This window comes from Streptomyces atratus (assembly GCF_900119365.1).
GTDB classification, from domain to species: Bacteria; Actinomycetota; Actinomycetes; order Streptomycetales; family Streptomycetaceae; genus Streptomyces; species Streptomyces atratus_B.
This window is the reverse complement of the sequence record NZ_FPJO01000025.1, coordinates 23,081-37,824: the sequence shown is the minus strand read 5'-3', so window position 1 is coordinate 37,824 and position 14,744 is coordinate 23,081. Positions and strand designations below refer to the sequence as shown.

Genomic DNA, 14,744 nt, shown 5'->3' with positions numbered 1-14,744 from the left:
AACTCTACTGTCCGGCCATGATCGGGCATTGGCCAGGTGGCCACCCCCGTACTCTTATTGCATATCACTCGCAATTAGCCATGAAGTGCAGGAGTGTGCTGTGGGGTCTCCGGTGGTGCTCGGGATCGAGTCGTCGTGCGACGAGACCGGGGCGGGTCTCGTCCGTGACGGGCAACTGCTCGGGCACGCGGTGGCGTCGAGCATGGACGAGCACGCGCGGTTCGGCGGAGTCGTTCCGGAGATCGCGGCCCGTGCGCATGTCTCGTCGCTGACCCCGGTCGTGTCCCGGGCCCTGACCGGGGCGGGGCTGCGCATGCGGGACATCGGCGCGGTCGCCGTCACCACGGGCCCCGGTCTGTCGGGGGCGCTCCAGGTCGGCCTGGCCGGTGCGAAGGGACTCGCGTACGCGCTGGGCGTGCCGCTGTACGGGGTACACCACCTGGCCGGGCATGTGGCAGCCGACACCCTGGAGCACGGCCCGCTGCCCGATCCGTGTGTGGTCCTGATCGTGTCCGGCGGGCACACCTCCCTGCTGCTCGTGCGCGACCTGGCCCGCGATCCGATCCTGCACCTCGGGGACACCCTCGACGACGCGGCCGGCGAGTGCTTCGACAAGGTCGCCCGGGTCTTCGGACTGCCGTATCCCGGTGGTCCGGCCATCGACCGGGCGGCGTGCACCGGCGACCCGGGCGCGGTGGCCTTCCCGCGTCCGCTCACCGGGCCGCGCGACGCCCCCTATGCGTTCTCCTTCTCCGGTCTGAAGACCGCGGCCGCCCGCTGGGCTGAGCAGCACCGGATCCGCGGGGCGCGGCTCCCGCTGGCGGACGGGGCCGCCGCGCTCCAGGAGGCCGTCGCGGATGTGCTGACCCGAAAGGCGGTGGCGGCCTGCCGTGTGTACGGCGTGGGCACACTGGTCGTGGTCGGCGGTGTGGCCGCCAACTCCCGCGTACGGGCGCTGGCGGAGGAGCGGTGCCGGGAGGCGGGGATCACCCCGCGCGTGCCGCCGCTGCGGCTGTGCACCGACAACGGCGCGATGATCGCCGCGGTCGGGGACCTGCTGGTCCGCGCGGGTGCCCGGCCGGCGCCGCTGGATGTGTCCGTCGATCCGTCGGCCCCACTGGAGTACGCCGCGCTGCATCCGGTCGCCCGCGCCGGTGCCGGGGCGGCGTGACGCCCGGACACCGGTGCGCGGGGACGGGTCAGAGACCGACGTTCCTCAGGTACGCGGCAAGTGAACTGATCGCCGCCGGATTGCGCGGGCTCTCCACCAGGTCGGCGTAGTCGAGGACGACGATCCGGTCGTTCTTGATGGCCGAGACGTTCGCGAGCGGCGGATAGGACTTCAGGAACTTCTCCTTCTGCGCCGCGCCGGTGTCACCGTAGTCGTTGATCACGATCACCTCGGGGTCACGGTCGACGACGGTCTCCCACCCCACCGTCACCCAGCTGTCCTTGAGGTCCTTCATGACGTGATCACCGCCCGCCTTGGTGATGATGTCGTGCGGCCCGGCGAAAGCACCGGAGGTCAGCGGCTTGTCCCGCCCGTCGTCGTAGAGGAAGACCCGCGGCCGGTCGTCGCCCTTCGGTGCCTTCGCCCGGGCTTCGGCCACCTGCTTGCGGAATTTCGCGACGAGGGCCTCCGCGCGGTCCTCCACATCGAATATCTTTCCCAGGTTCCGCAGATCGGTGTAGAGCGCGTCGAGCGGTGCCATTACCCCGCGTGCTTTGCCCTGGCCGTTGCGGCAGGACTCGCTCAGCAGATACGACCCGATGCCCACTCTCCGGAGCTCGGCGGGAGTGAAGCCGTCTCCCTCGTTGAATCCGTAGTTCCAGCCGGCGAAGACCAGGTCGGCGCGGGCGTCGAGGACCAGTTCCTTGTTGATGCTCTCCTTGGAGAGCCACTTGGTCTTCTGGTATCCGTCCTTCCAGGGCACGGACGTGAGGTCGCCCTTGTCCTCGGGCATGACGTATCCCGCCATGTGGTCCTCGAGTTCGAGCGCGAACATGATCTCGGTGATGCCGACGTCGTTGGTGACCACGCGCTGCGGGGCCTTGTCGAAGGTCTTCTTCTCCCCGCAGTTCTCGATGGTCACCGGATAGTGGCCCGCGCCGGCCCGAGCGCCGCTCTCCTCTCCTTGCCCGGAGGGCATTTCGGCACCGCAGCCGGTGAGGACCAGGGCGGCGGCGAGGGCGAACACGGCAGGGCGTACAGGGTTCGGCATGACAGCGGTGACTCCTCAGGAATCGGATCGTGCGGGACGGAGACGGTCGAAGAGCAGCTGTACGGCGCCGGTCTCCGGATGCGGGACGCGGTGTGCCCGTACGCCGAAGACCTCCGCCAGCAGGTCGGCGGTGAGCACGTCGTGCGGAGCGCCGGACGCGACGATCCGACCGCCGTCGATGACATGGAGGAGGTCGCAGTGGAGTGCGGCGAGGTTGAGGTCGTGCAGCGCGGTGAGGACGGTCAGTCCGCTGTCGCGCACCAGCGCCAGTACTTCCAGCTGCTGGGCGATGTCGAGGTGGTTGGTCGGCTCGTCGAGCACCAGCAGCCGAGGCCGCTGAGCCAGCGCGCGGGCGATCAGCACCCGCTGCTTCTCGCCGCCGGAGAGCGTGAGGAAACCGCGGTCGGCAAGGTGGCCGGCGCCGACTCCCGCCAGCGCGGTCTCGCACGCCTGACGGTCCTCGTCGGTGGCCCGGCCCATCGACGACTGGTGCGGCAGCCGCCCCATCGCCACGACCTCGGCCACCGTGAAGTCGAATTCGGTGGCCGCCTCCTGGGGAAGCGCGGCCAGCCGACGGGCGCTTTCGCGTGCGCTCATGGCGTACAGGTCCTCGCCGCCGAGCCGTACGGTGCCGCCCGAGGGGCGCAGGGCCCGGTAGACGCAGCGCAACAGGGTGGACTTCCCACTGCCGTTGGGCCCGACCAGGCCGACGAGCTGCCCCTCCCCCGCTCCCAGCGTGGCCTCGTCCACCAGTCGCGCACCGGCGATCTCGACCGTCAGGGCATCGATGTCGATCCGCATCACGCGCCTCCGAAGGTGTACGAGCGGCGGCGCATCAGCAGGACGAAGCACGGTACGCCGATGACCGCGGTCAGCACGCCGACCGGCAGTTCGGCGGGCGCCAGCACCACACGGGAGAGGATGTCCACCCAGATCAGCAGGACGGCGCCCGCCAGTGGTGCGACGGCCAGCAGCCGACGGTGGTCCGCGCCGACCAGCATCCGTACGGCGTGCGGCACCATCAGTCCGACGAAGCCGATCGCACCGCTCACCGCGACCACCGCCCCCGTGACGGCCGCGGAGACCAGGAACAGCTCCTTGCGCAGCCGTCCCGCGTCCACTCCCAGCGCGGCCGCGGTCTCGTCGCCCATGGCCAGGGCGTTCAGCCTGCGCGCCGACCAGGCAAGATGGGCGAGACCGCCGAGTACGGCACCGGCGGCGATCGGCACGGAGGCCCAGTTGGCTCCGCCGAGGCTGCCGAGCATCCACATCATCGCGGAGCGGGCGGCTTCACCGCGCTCGGCCGCGAACACCATGAACGTGGTGACGGCCGAGAAGCCGTAGTACATCGCGGTGCCCGTCAGCACGAGCCGCAGCGGGGTCAGACCACGGGCGGTACGTGCGATCGCGTACACCAGCATCATGGCGAGGAGCGCGGAGAGGAACGACGCCGTGGACAGCGCCCAGATGCCCAGTGTCCCGAAGGCGCCGAAGATGAGCACGGCATTGGCGCCGACGGCCGCGCCCGAGGAGATGCCGAGGACGAAGGGGTCGGCAAGGGCGTTGCGGACCATGGCCTGCACGGCGACGCCGATGGCCGACAGACCGGCCCCGACGACCGCGGCCAGTACGGCACGCGGAAAGCGCAGTTCCCAGACGATGGTGTACGCCGGGACCTGGTCGGGGGCTATCCGGCCGCCGGTCAGCCCGGCCCACAGACAACGCAGCACTTCGCCCCAGGAGAGCCCCGACGCCCCGATCCCCGCTCCGCAGACGAGGGAGGCCAGGAGCACGGCACACAGGGCGGTCAGGACCAGCGGCAGTGACACGCGCCGGCACGGCGGCGCGGGCCCGGCTCCGACACGGGCCGTGCGAGACGGCACGGCGGTTCTACGGACGAGGGGTGTGGCCACGGGCGGATCGCTTTCGCCTCGGGCCGTGCACCTACGTGATCAAAGGAGCAGCCCGGACGCGGAGCGCCCTGTGCAGCACCACTCGCAGTCCACGGCGAATCGACAGGAGCCTTCACCGCCGCGGGTAATCGGGCTTACGGGTCCACGTATCGGGCTCCGCCTACCGTTGCGGGTCAGCGCCGGATTTCGACCGGACTTCCCCCGCGGGGCGCTTGCAGCTTAGCGCGAATGGGATGACGCACCGTCAGAGGGAGGCCCCGCTGCCGCCTCCCGCGTGGGTCTGCTCGGCCGCGACGTCTGCTCACCTGCCTCACGCGCCCTGCGCGCCGTACGGTGCGCCCGGTCCAGCACCAGCATCAGCAGCGCCGCGCCCCCCCGCGAGACCGGCCCCGGCGATCTGCTGCGCCCCGCCGCCCCCGGCCTCGGCCATCGCACCGGCGTAGCCGATACCCGTCATGCTCAGCAGGCCCGCGGACGCGGACCCCCGACGCGCCCCGGACGGCACACCGCCCAAGGACCGGGAAGCGGGACAGGATCGCCGTCCCGTACTGACGGCGGGGATCGCCGGCCTGCTCCGGGTCCAGATCGAGGTTGGCCCCGTAGACCACGTGCATGTGCAGCCGGTCGGCGAGCCATTGGGCCTGATCGGCGAAGTCGCTGCGCGAGGACCAGTGCCGGTCGACCTCCTGCCGGTCGACCTCCTGCAGGCCGATGACGTCGGCGCCGGTGTCCTTGACGACGCCTGCGATGCGCTTGAGGTCCAGGACGTCGTCGGTCCCGGCACCGTGGTGGATGTCGTAGGTCGCGACCGTGAGGTTCCGGCCGGAGGGTGCCGCCCAGGACGCGGGGCGACGACCGTCGAAACAAGAGCCACAAGGGCGATGAGCACGGATGAACTGCCACGCAGGTCCTACGTCGTCTGCGCCGCGGCGGGCCGGGCGGGGGCCCGCTCGATCACGACGTGGACGATCAGGGCCACGGCGAGGCCGCTCACCGCGTCGGAGAACTCCGGTGCGAACCAGTGGACGAGTCCGCCCGCGGCGGCGCCCGCCGCCCAGGCGATGAAGGCCACCTGGCGCACCGCGGCCTCCGGGCGGCCCGCCAGGTGGCGGCGCGGGACGACCTGGTCGCGGACATGCTGGTGATAGTCACGGATGGTGACTTCGTCAGCGAGAACTGGAGGGATGCCCGAGCAGCGGGACATTCTCACCGCATCACCGGAGGAGATCTCCCGGCTGGCCTTCGCCGAAGGGCCGATGAAGCCGAAGGTCGACGCCGCCGTGCGGGCCGCCCCGGCCGGTGCTTGAAGGGCCGCCGGGGCCCGGGGTCCGGCCTGCCTTGATCCGCCGGCCGGGCCGTACCGCTCAGCCCTGGTGCTTGCGTCGCACGGCTGCCGCGTTGCGACCCGTCACCAGGTGTTTGCCTGCCAGCTTTTCAACCCGAGCGACATCACGCTCCGCGATCGCCTTGTACAGGCCCTCGTGCTCCTGCGCGACGCCCGTCAGGTCGTCGTGCTGCCCCAGCAGCCAGCGCATCCTGCTGCGGAGGGCGGCCTGGAGCTCGTTCAGGAGTTCGTTGTCGGCCAGCGCGGTGACCGTCTCGTGAAAGTCGGCGGCGGCCCGGTGGGCACATACGGCATCACCCTTCTCCGCCGCCTTCAGCTCCGCTTCGAGATCCGCGCGGAGCTTCTCCAGCCCCGCACGGGTGCGCCGTTGGGCGGCGAGCCGGAAAGTCAGCGTCTCCAGGGCCGCACGGACCTCGTCGAGGTCTTCGACGTCCGCCGGTGTGAACTCCCGTACGACGGCCCAGGTTCGCGGCCTGGGTGTGACCAGCCCCTCGGTGACCAGCGCCTTCAGAGCCTCTCGGACGGGCAGCCTGCTCACACCGAGCTCCGCGGCGAGCTCGCGCTCGACGAGTTTGCTGCCCGGCTCACGCACACCCTCGATGATTTCGTCACGCAGCTGGCGCGTGACCCGCTCCGACTCGGGCTCGAAGTCCCCAGACCCTGTCATGTCCTCAATTCTCTCATCACTTGACGTCCGTATTCGGCATGCCGACGGCGGCGCTCTCGTAGGTGCTCCCCCTGTGCAGCAGGGTCGCGACACGGGCGGGCAACGGAGGGTCGAGGGGAATGGCAGGCTGGGTGTGGCGAGCACGCATCGAACCGGCAGGGGGAACGGATGTCGGGATCGGAATTTCCGCCTACGCGCGTGGCGGGCCGGGGGCGCGGTTGGTACCGGGGCGACTGCCATGTGCATTCGGTGCACTCGGACGGCAGGTTGACACCGGAGCAGCTCGCGGCCGGTGCCCGTGCGGCGGGGCTGGATTTCCTGGCGACCACCGAACACAACACCTCCGAGGCGCACGGCGTCTGGAACCGGCACATCGGCGACGATCTGCTGGTGATCCTCGGCGAAGAGGTCACCACCCGGACCGGGCACTGGCTGGCGTTGGGTATCCACCCCGGACAGGTGGTCGACTGGCGGTACGGCCTGCGGGACGAGCGGGTCGGCCGGTGTCTGGACGAAGTCCATCGGGCCGGTGGGCTGTGCGTGGCGGCCCATCCGCACGCACCGTACGCCTCGGGCACGTTCATGTACCCGTACCAGGGGTTCGATGCGGTCGAGGTGTGGAACGGGCTGTGGAGCTCGGACGAGCCGTGGAATGCCGACAACGAGGCGGCCCTGGCCGAGTGGGGTCGCGGCCTGGCCGCGGACGTCCACCGGGGACGGTGGCGGCCGGCGATGGGCAACAGCGACACACATCTGGAGGACCGGATCGGCATCCCGCACACCGTCGTGCTGGCCGAGGATCTGAGCGTCGACGCGATCCTCGCCGGAATCCGGGCCGGCCGGAGCTGGATCGCCGAATCGGCCGCTGTCGAGCTGTCGTTGACGGTCTCGGCCGGTGGCCGTAGCGCCGGGATCGGCGAGCGGCTGAAGGCGGGAGACGCACCGGCCGAGGTACGGGTGGACGTACGCGGTGTGCCCTCCGGGACCGTCAGTTTTCACACCGAGCGGGGGAGGGCGCACCACGCGTCGTTGCCCGCATCGGGACCGGGCACCGTGGAGTGGCGCACCGATGCGGCGGCGTCCGCTTTCGTCCGGGTCGAGGTACGCCGTCCCGACGGGCGCATGGCGGCGCTCGGCAATCCGGTCGTCCTGACCTGAACGAGTCACACGGTCCGGCCGATCGGGGGGCGGACCGTGCCCGGTCAGTCCATGGCCGGTCGCTCCGCCCGGGTGAGGTGTCGCCACAGGAAGGTGTGCACCAGGGCCTCGTTGTGGGCGGACTCTTCGTTGTTGCTGGCGCCCGCGTGGCCGCCGCCGGTGTTCTCGTGGAACAGGACCGGGTGACCGAGCTCGCGCAGCCGTGCGGCCGCCTTGCGGGCATGGCCGGGGTGGACGCGGTCGTCACGGGTGGAGGTCGTCAGCAGAACGGGCGGGTAGTCCCGGTCCGCGGTGAGCTGGTGGTACGGGGAGATCTCGCGGAGATGGGGACGATCGGCCCCGGTGTCCGGGTTGCCGTATTCGGCGGTCCAGGATGCGCCTGCGAGGAGCTTGTGAAAGCGGAGCATGTCCAGCAGCGGCACCTGAACGACGATCGCGCCGAACAGGTGCGGGTAGCGGGTGAGCATCGCGCCCATGAGCAGCCCGCCGTTGCTCGCTCCCGTGGCGCCCAGCATGGCCGGGGTGGTGATGCCGCGCGCGACGAGGTCCGTGGCGACGGCCGCGAAGTCCTCGTAGGCCCGAGGCCGGTCCGCGCCCAGCGCGGCCTGGTGCCAGTCCGGTCCGTACTCGCCGCCGCCCCGGATGTTCGCGACCACGTACGTGCCGCCGCGCTCCAGCCACGCCCGGCCCGTCACCGCGTCGTAGGAGGGGGTGAGGGAGACCTCGAAGCCGCCGTAGCCGTAGAGCAGGACGGGGCCGGGGCCGCCGGGGGAATGAGCGGGGCCGATCACGAAGTACGGCACCCGCGTGCCGTCCAGGGAGGTCGCGAAGAACTGCTCGACCGCCAGACCGGCCGTGGCGAAACGAGCCGGAGTCTGCTTGAGGATCTCCGAGTCGGCGCCGATCCGCCCGTGGTGGAGCGTGGGCGGCTGCAAGAACCCCGACACGTCCAGGAAGTACTCGTCGGAGACGTCCGGGTCCGTGTCCACGACCGTGACCGCGGACAGCGCCGGGACGTCCGCGAGCGGGCTGCGTGCCCACGCGCCTCCGGGACCGGGGGTGAGGACCTCGATGCGGGTGCTGACGTCTCTCATCGTCTCCAGGACCAGATGGCGGCGGGTCCAGGAGTACCTGGACAGAGCCGTCCGCTCGTCCGGGGTGAACAGCACCTCCACGGTGCGGTCGCCCGCCAGGAAGGCGTCGAAGTCGAACGCCAGCAGGGAGCCCGCCGGCTGTCCGAGCCAGTCGGACTTCGGATGCACGACCAGATGGCGGCGATGGGCGTGGGCATCCGCGTCGTCGGGGACGTCGATCCTGACGAGCCCGGCGTCCGGGGTCAGCAGGAACATCTCGCTGCGGAAGAAGTCCAGCCACCGGGCGACGAAGTCCCGCTCGAAACCGGGTGTGGTGTCGTGCCGGCTCCAGGCCGCCACGTCCCCCGTCCCGGCCTCGAAGACCTGGGCGGCCTCTTCCAGCGGCGTGCCGCGTCGCCATGTGCGGATCGTACGCGGATAGCCGGCGTCGGTCAGTGAGCCCGGCCCGAAGTCCGTGCCGATGAAGACGGTGTCGGTGTCGGCCCACTCGATATGCGTCTTCGCCTCCCCCACCTGGAATCCGCCTTCGACGAAGGACCGGGCGGCGAGGTCGTACTCACGGACCACGACGGCGTCACCGCCGTCGCGCGACAGACACACCAGTGCCCGGCCGTAGTCCGGGTGGCGCACCCGCGCACCCGCCCACATCCACTTCTCGCCCTCCGCCGCGGCGAGCGCGTCGACGTCGAGAAGGACCTCCCACTCGGGGGCATCCTTGCGGTACTGCTCCGGCGTCGTACGCCGCCACACCCCGCGTACGTGCTCGGCGTCCTTCCAGAAGTTGTAGAGGAACGCTCCGCGGCGGACGGCGTAGGGGATGCGGTCCGAGGCGTCCAACACCTCCCGCAGGCGCTCCTTCAGGGGCGCGAACCCGGAGTCGGCGGCCAGTGCCGCCTCCGTCTCGTTGTTCCGCTCGGCCACCCATTCGAGCGCGGCTTCGCCCTCGACGTCTTCCAGCCACAGGTACGGATCTTCATCAATCACAGACCGCATTGTGCAGGCACGCGGCGCGCGCCGGAACCACATCCCCTCGTGCCGCGCCGGGCGCGAGGGCTCACAGCCAGCCGCGACGGGCCGCGATCACACCGGCCTGGAAACGGTTGGCGGCGCCGAGGAGCTCGTGCAGACGGCTGATGCGGCGGCGCATCGTGCGGACGGACCAGCCGAGCTGGCGGGCTATCGCCTCGTCCTTGAGGCCGCTGACCAGGAGGGTGAGTACGAGTCGGTCCTCCTCGCTCAGGGGGTCCTCGGCGGGGGCGTCGAGGGGCAGGGCCTGTTTCCAGCACAGCTCCCAGTAGTCGGTGAGGGCGTCGAGCAGGGTGGACGGCCGGATCACCGCGGCGCGGACGTCGTCGAGGTCGAGGGAGAGCGGCATCAGGGCCAGCCTGCGGTCGGCGATGGCGAGTTTGATGCCGAGTCCGGGCAGGACGCGGGCCTGTTCGCCGTGCCGGACCAGTTCGCGGATGTCGCCGAGGACACCCGGCCACTCCAGGGCCTCGGGGGCGTAGACCGCACGGTAGCGCACGCCGCGGCCGAGCGCCGTCGCCTCCACCGGGTTGGAGGTGGTCAGGGCGTACGGCGGCCGGTCCAGGGTCATCACGTCCTCGTGGGCCTCCTGCTGGAGGCGGACGAACCAGCGGCCGAGCGCCTCGCTGCCGGTGGTGATCTCCACCTCGTCCTCGTCGCTCGCGCCGGTGCGCGCGGCGGCGAACAGCCGGGACAGCTCACCGGCCGCCGAACGCACCCGCTCCAGCTCGTTGCTCCTGGCCCGCACCAGGGCCTCGACGGCGGCCCCCGGCTCGATCGCGGCGTACCGGCGGCGGGTGCCGGCGAGCCGGCCGACCAGCCCGTGGTCGCGGAGCCGGTCCAGCGCGCGGGCGATGCGCTCGGCCGAACAGCCGAGATCCGCGGTGAGTTCGGCGGGCGCCGCCGTACGCCGGGTCAGGACGGCGCGGTAGACGCTCTCGTCGAACGGGTCGATGCCTGCCGCCGTGAGTTCCGGCGTTTCGGGAGTCATGGACGGATGGTGGCCCAGTTGTGCCAGCGGCAGCAATGGGCCACGAAGATCAGTTGTGCGGCAAGTGCCTTCACCACTAGGACCTTTACGCATGGCAATGAAGTCACGAAGACCACGTCATGCCGCTCTCGCCGCCGTCGTGCTCGCCGGCACGCTGGCGGCGACACCGGGTGCCGCCGACGCGTCCGCCCACGACCCGTCGCAACGAGTGCTCGTCGAACTGTCCCGGAACCCCGCGGTCACCGCCGCGCCCGGTGGTTCACTGCTGTCCGCCGGGGCCGCCCGCGACATCGGTGCCGCCCGCCGGGCGATCGACGCACGACAGGAGACCTTCCTCGGCTCGGCGAGACGTGCCGGGCTGCACCCGTCGGCAACCCGCAGGCTGAGCCTGCTCGTCGATGCCGTGGCGATGACGGTGCCCGCGTCCGAGGTGGGGCGGCTGTCCGCACTGCCGGGCGTCACCGCCGTCCGCCCCGACACCCGGGTGCTGACGAAGACGGACGCGAGCGTGCCGCTCATCGGCGCACCCGGCGTCTGGCAGCGCCAGGACCCCGCCGGAAGCCGCGTCAACGGCAGGGGCACCACCGTCGCGATCCTGGACAGCGGGGTGGACTACACCCACCCCGACCTGGGTGGCGGACTCGGCAAGGGCCACAAGGTCGTCGGCGGGCACGACTTCGTCAACGGCGACGAGGACCCGATGGACGACAACGGCCACGGCACCCACGTCGCCGGCATCGTCGCGGGCAAGGCCGCAGGGAAGGGCGGCGTCACCGGTGTGGCGCCCGGCGCGAATCTGCTGGCGTACAAGGTGATGGACGCCGACGGCTCCGGCTACACCTCGGACATCATCGCCGGAATGGAGGCGGCCTCCGACCCGGCCAACCCGCACCGCGCCGACGTCATCAACATGAGCCTCGGCGGCCCCGGCGACGGAACCGATCCGCTGGGCAGGGCCGCGACGGCGGCCGTACGGGCCGGTGTCGTCGTGGTGGCGGCGGCCGGGAACGACGGGCCGGGCGCGGGTACGGTCAGCAGCCCCGGCACGGCCGACGGTGTGCTCTCGGTCGGCGCGTCGACCAGCAATCTGCGGCTGCCCAGCGCCTATCTGGCGGGCCGGAAACCCGAGTTGATCCAGAGCTACCGCGGCGTGCTGTCCGCGAACCCGCCGAAGGACGCGGTCACTGCGCCGCTCGTCGATGTCGGCGAGGGCACCCCCGAGGACTGGGAGCGGGTCGGCGACGTACGCGGAAAGATCGTACGGGCCCAGATGCTCGTCGCCTCCGACGCGCGGTACCTGACGGCGAGCGCCGTGGAGTGGGCGCGGGAGGCGGAGAAGCGCGGTGCGATCGCCGTGCTGGCCGGACTGCCCTCCAACGACGGCCCGGTCCTCGCCGCCGGTGCGCCGGACGGGGTCCGGCCGCCGGAGGTGAACCCCGAGCCGGGAGTGACCGAAGTGCCGTCGTCGCCCGCTCGGATCGACGCCTCCGGCGACTCGCTGCGCATGGACCGCCTGGTGGTCATGGGCATCGACTCGACCCAGTACCAGGAGCTGAGCAGCCGGCTCGCCGCCGGGAAGGTCTCGGTGACACTGCGGGGCACCGACACCACCGACCGGATCGCCTCCTTCTCTTCACGCGGCCCCACACAGGGCTTCGGTCTGAAGCCCGATCTGGTCGCGCCGGGCGTGGAGATCCGCTCCACCGTGCCCAAGTCCCTTTACGGGCCCGGCCAGTACCGCATGTCGGGTACGTCGATGGCGGCCCCGCACGTCGCCGGTGCCGCGGCCCTGCTGCGCCAGCTGCACCCCGGCCGGACGCCCGCCGAGATCAAGGCGGAGCTGATCGGCACCGCGAAGCCGCTGAGCGGCACCGGGCCCACGACTCGGGGCGCGGGCCGGCTCGATGTGGCTGCGGCCGCCTCGGCCACGGTCAGCGCCTCACCGGCCTCGGTGTCGTTCGGACTCGCGGACCTGTCCCGGCGTCAGGTCGGCGGCACCGCGAAGGTGACGCTGCACAACCCCGGCAAACGGCCGGTCACCACCTCGCTGCGGACCGACGGTCCGGCCAAGGTCTGGCCGAGGCGGGTCACCGTACCGGCCGGGAGGACCGCGACCGTCACGGTGTCGCTGCGCGTCGCCCGGCCCGCCGCCGACACCGAGATCGGCGGCCGTCTCACGGCGACCCCCGACCGGGGACCGGCGATCGGGGTGCCCTATCTGCTCGCCGTCCGGCATCTGGCCGTCCAGGCCGCACCCGACCCGAGCGACGGCCACTCGACCGTGCACATCGCCCCGCCGACCCGGCTGGCGGCACCGCCGGTCGTCACCGTCACCCCGCCGCGCGGCGAACCCGTCGAGCTGGCCTCCACCCTCGACGCCGCCACCGGCTACTACCGGGCCCAGGTGACCGGCAGCGTGGCCGGCGCCTACCGGGTCTCGGTACGCGGCACCGCCGCCACCGGGCAACTGCTCACCGGCGCCAGTGCCTTCGAGGTCACCCCGGTCGACAGCCGCGAGGACCGCTGGGAGCCGGTCGGCCCCAACAGCGAGGCCGGTTCCGTCGCCCTCTCGTCGAACCGGCCGCAGCAGGCCGTCCTCACCCAGTACCAGAAGGCGGCTCCCTGGCTGACCACCGACAACGGCGCCTCCTGGCGCCAGCTGGGCCGGCTGCCCGTCGCGGACGGCACGGGTCCGCTCGTGGTGGACGCGGAGAATCCCGACCGCTGGTGGTACGCGGTGAACAGCGTCCATGACGGCAGCCGCCGGGGCGCCGTCCTGCGCACCGACGACAACGGGCGCACCTGGCGCACACTCGACGTCCCGGACACCCGCATCGTGACGCTCGTCGCCGATGAGCGGACCCGCACCCTGGTCGCGGTCACCTCGGACGCGCTGCTGGTCAGCACGGACGCGGGCGACCACTGGACGACGTATCCGACCGGTGTCACGGGCGCCGTCACGGCCGCCGCGGTCACCGGTGACACCCTCTACCTGACGACGTACCACGGTGTGTGGGCCCGCTCCGGCATCGGCTCGGGCGACCCCGGCGAGGCACGCCTGCTCTTCGAGCCGTCCGAGGGGACGGTCAGCGGGCCGGCCGCGGACGCCTCGGTCGTGGCGGTGTACGTCACGGACCGGGGAGTCGTCGGCTCCCATGACGGCGGGAAGACCTGGGACACTCTGCTGCCCATGGCGGAGGGCGGCCTCCGTCCGACCGTCTCTGGTGGCGACCTGTACCTGAGCACGCTGTCCGGCGGTGGCCGGCTCAGCCGCGACCACGGGCGGACCTGGACCGAGGTCGCCGGGCCGTCGCGGGCGGCGGTACCGGTGGACTACGACCGCTGGGCCGATGGTTCCGTGACCGTCGCCGGCGAGCAGGACGGCCTCTACCGGGGGACCGCGGACGGCACCGGTTACCGGCGGATCGGCGTCCAGGGACTGACCGTCAACGATCTCGCTGTCAGTGACGGCCGACTGCTCGCCGCCACCGACAGCGCGGTCTTCCGTACCGCCCTTCCCGTCGCGGGCCCGGAATGGGGCCGGTCGGGCGGCGAGGGCAAGCGGGGCGTCGGCGTCCCGCAACTCGCCGTGTCGGCCAAGGATCCGAAGGTGGTCTGGAAGGTCCGGCGCACCGCGTCCGGCGCGTTCACCGTCGAGCGCAGCAGCGACGGCGGCAACAGCTGGGAGAAGAGGGGCAGTTCGGCGGAGGTGCCGACGGCGCTGCTGGTCCACCCCGCCGACCCGGACCGGGTGATGGTCGGTTTCCGGAGCCTGCTCGGCGAGGGGCTGTTCGCCACCGGTGACGGCGGCGCGACATGGAAGAACCTCTACCACGACCGCTCCTTCGACACCATCGTGGGCGACCCCGCCGATCCGCGGCGCCTCTGGCTCGGCAACACCGCCGGTCTCTACCGGTCGGACGACGGCGGGGTGACCGTCACCAAGGTCGCCGACGGCCCGGTGACCGCGATCGACCTCGACGGCCGGCGTCTCGCCGTCGGCGGCGAGAGCGTCCGCGTCAGCACCGACGGCGGCCGGACCTTCCGCACCTCGGACACCGGCGCTCCGGCGATCCATGTCTCCGACCTGCTCCGGGTCGGGGACACGCTCTACGCGGCCACCACGAGCTCCAGGGCAAGCGGCCTGCTGCAGGGCGGCCGTGGCGTACTGCGCAGCACCGACCACGGCCGGAGCTGGCAGAACATCTCCACCGGCCTCCAGAACACCGACACCACCCGACTGGCCGCCGACCCCGACGGCCGCACGCTCTACGTCGGAACCGTCGACGGCGGTGTGCACCGTCTCGACCTGCGCCACTGATCACCAC

At 71.9% G+C, this 14,744-nt stretch carries 12 protein-coding genes and 1 riboswitch; of the genes, 4 read left to right on the top strand and 8 right to left on the bottom strand.

Annotated features, from left to right (window positions below):
- The first annotated feature begins 100 nt into the window (after positions 1-100).
- Positions 101-1,171, top strand: coding sequence for a tRNA (adenosine(37)-N6)-threonylcarbamoyltransferase complex transferase subunit TsaD (gene tsaD / locus BT364_RS30585; protein WP_072488482.1), 1,071 nt, complete (start codon positions 101-103; stop codon positions 1,169-1,171).
- 28 nt (positions 1,172-1,199) lie between these two features.
- Here the strand turns inward: tsaD and BT364_RS30580 are convergent, their stop codons facing one another.
- From BT364_RS30580 to BT364_RS30560, 5 genes are all read right to left on the bottom strand, one after another.
- Positions 1,200-2,222 (bottom strand): ABC transporter substrate-binding protein, encoded by a 1,023-nt coding sequence (locus tag BT364_RS30580; protein ID WP_072488481.1) that lies wholly within the window; start codon positions 2,220-2,222, stop codon positions 1,200-1,202.
- 15 nt (positions 2,223-2,237) lie between these two features.
- A complete protein-coding gene (locus BT364_RS30575; protein ID WP_072488480.1) occupies positions 2,238-3,023 on the bottom strand; it encodes an ABC transporter ATP-binding protein in 786 nt (261 codons plus the stop codon).
- Positions 3,023-4,135, bottom strand: coding sequence for a FecCD family ABC transporter permease (locus tag BT364_RS30570; RefSeq protein WP_072488479.1), 1,113 nt, complete (start codon positions 4,133-4,135; stop codon positions 3,023-3,025). Before BT364_RS30570 ends, BT364_RS30575 begins: the two co-directional genes overlap by 1 nt.
- A gap of 102 nt (positions 4,136-4,237) precedes the next feature.
- A riboswitch (cobalamin riboswitch) is annotated at positions 4,238-4,383 on the bottom strand.
- A 108-nt stretch (positions 4,384-4,491) separates the two neighbouring features.
- Positions 4,492-5,028, bottom strand: coding sequence for an endonuclease/exonuclease/phosphatase family protein (locus tag BT364_RS40450; RefSeq protein WP_177328299.1), 537 nt, complete (start codon positions 5,026-5,028; stop codon positions 4,492-4,494).
- 17 nt (positions 5,029-5,045) lie between these two features.
- Positions 5,046-5,339: a hypothetical protein gene (locus tag BT364_RS30560; RefSeq protein ID WP_072488477.1), complete on the bottom strand. Its 294-nt coding sequence runs from the start codon at positions 5,337-5,339 to the stop codon at positions 5,046-5,048.
- On the opposite strand from BT364_RS30560, the gene BT364_RS43445 reads away from it, so the two are divergent.
- Positions 5,320-5,442, top strand: coding sequence for a hypothetical protein (locus BT364_RS43445; protein ID WP_256260284.1), 123 nt, complete (start codon positions 5,320-5,322; stop codon positions 5,440-5,442). The genes BT364_RS30560 and BT364_RS43445 overlap by 20 nt on opposite strands.
- A 57-nt stretch (positions 5,443-5,499) precedes the next feature.
- Here BT364_RS43445 and BT364_RS30555 read toward each other — a convergent pair whose 3' ends face one another.
- Positions 5,500-6,147 carry a GntR family transcriptional regulator gene (locus tag BT364_RS30555; protein ID WP_072488476.1) on the bottom strand — a complete coding sequence of 216 codons (648 nt, stop codon included), beginning with the start codon at positions 6,145-6,147 and terminating at the stop codon, positions 5,500-5,502.
- A 168-nt stretch (positions 6,148-6,315) separates the two neighbouring features.
- On the opposite strand from BT364_RS30555, the gene BT364_RS30550 reads away from it, so the two are divergent.
- Positions 6,316-7,305: a CehA/McbA family metallohydrolase gene (locus tag BT364_RS30550; protein ID WP_177328294.1), complete on the top strand. Its 990-nt coding sequence runs from the start codon at positions 6,316-6,318 to the stop codon at positions 7,303-7,305.
- A gap of 44 nt (positions 7,306-7,349) precedes the next feature.
- On the opposite strand, the gene BT364_RS30545 is transcribed toward BT364_RS30550, so the two are convergent.
- Together BT364_RS30545 and BT364_RS30540 are read right to left on the bottom strand one after the other, a co-directional pair.
- Entirely contained in the window at positions 7,350-9,392 is a 2,043-nt protein-coding gene (locus tag BT364_RS30545; protein ID WP_072488475.1) for a prolyl oligopeptidase family serine peptidase, read from the bottom strand.
- A 61-nt stretch (positions 9,393-9,453) separates the two neighbouring features.
- Positions 9,454-10,416, bottom strand: coding sequence for a helix-turn-helix transcriptional regulator (locus BT364_RS30540; protein ID WP_072488529.1), 963 nt, complete (start codon positions 10,414-10,416; stop codon positions 9,454-9,456).
- Positions 10,417-10,507: 91 nt separating this feature from the next.
- On the opposite strand from BT364_RS30540, the gene BT364_RS30535 reads away from it, so the two are divergent.
- Positions 10,508-14,737: a S8 family serine peptidase gene (locus tag BT364_RS30535; protein ID WP_177328293.1), complete on the top strand. Its 4,230-nt coding sequence runs from the start codon at positions 10,508-10,510 to the stop codon at positions 14,735-14,737.
- Positions 14,738-14,744 lie beyond the last annotated feature (7 nt).

Coding starts and splice junctions, on each gene's coding strand:
- BT364_RS30580 (WP_072488481.1), bottom strand. CDS start 2,222: ATGCCGAACCCTGTACGCCCTGCCGTGTTCGCCCTCGCCGCCGCCCTG.
- BT364_RS30575 (WP_072488480.1), bottom strand. CDS start 3,023: ATGCGGATCGACATCGATGCCCTGACGGTCGAGATCGCCGGTGCGCGA.
- BT364_RS43445 (WP_256260284.1), top strand. CDS start 5,320: ATGCCCGAGCAGCGGGACATTCTCACCGCATCACCGGAGGAGATCTCC.
- BT364_RS30560 (WP_072488477.1), bottom strand. CDS start 5,339: ATGTCCCGCTGCTCGGGCATCCCTCCAGTTCTCGCTGACGAAGTCACC.
- BT364_RS30555 (WP_072488476.1), bottom strand. CDS start 6,147: ATGACAGGGTCTGGGGACTTCGAGCCCGAGTCGGAGCGGGTCACGCGC.
- BT364_RS30550 (WP_177328294.1), top strand. CDS start 6,316: ATGTCGGGATCGGAATTTCCGCCTACGCGCGTGGCGGGCCGGGGGCGC.
- BT364_RS30545 (WP_072488475.1), bottom strand. CDS start 9,392: ATGCGGTCTGTGATTGATGAAGATCCGTACCTGTGGCTGGAAGACGTC.
- BT364_RS30540 (WP_072488529.1), bottom strand. CDS start 10,416: ATGACTCCCGAAACGCCGGAACTCACGGCGGCAGGCATCGACCCGTTC.
- BT364_RS30535 (WP_177328293.1), top strand. CDS start 10,508: ATGGCAATGAAGTCACGAAGACCACGTCATGCCGCTCTCGCCGCCGTC.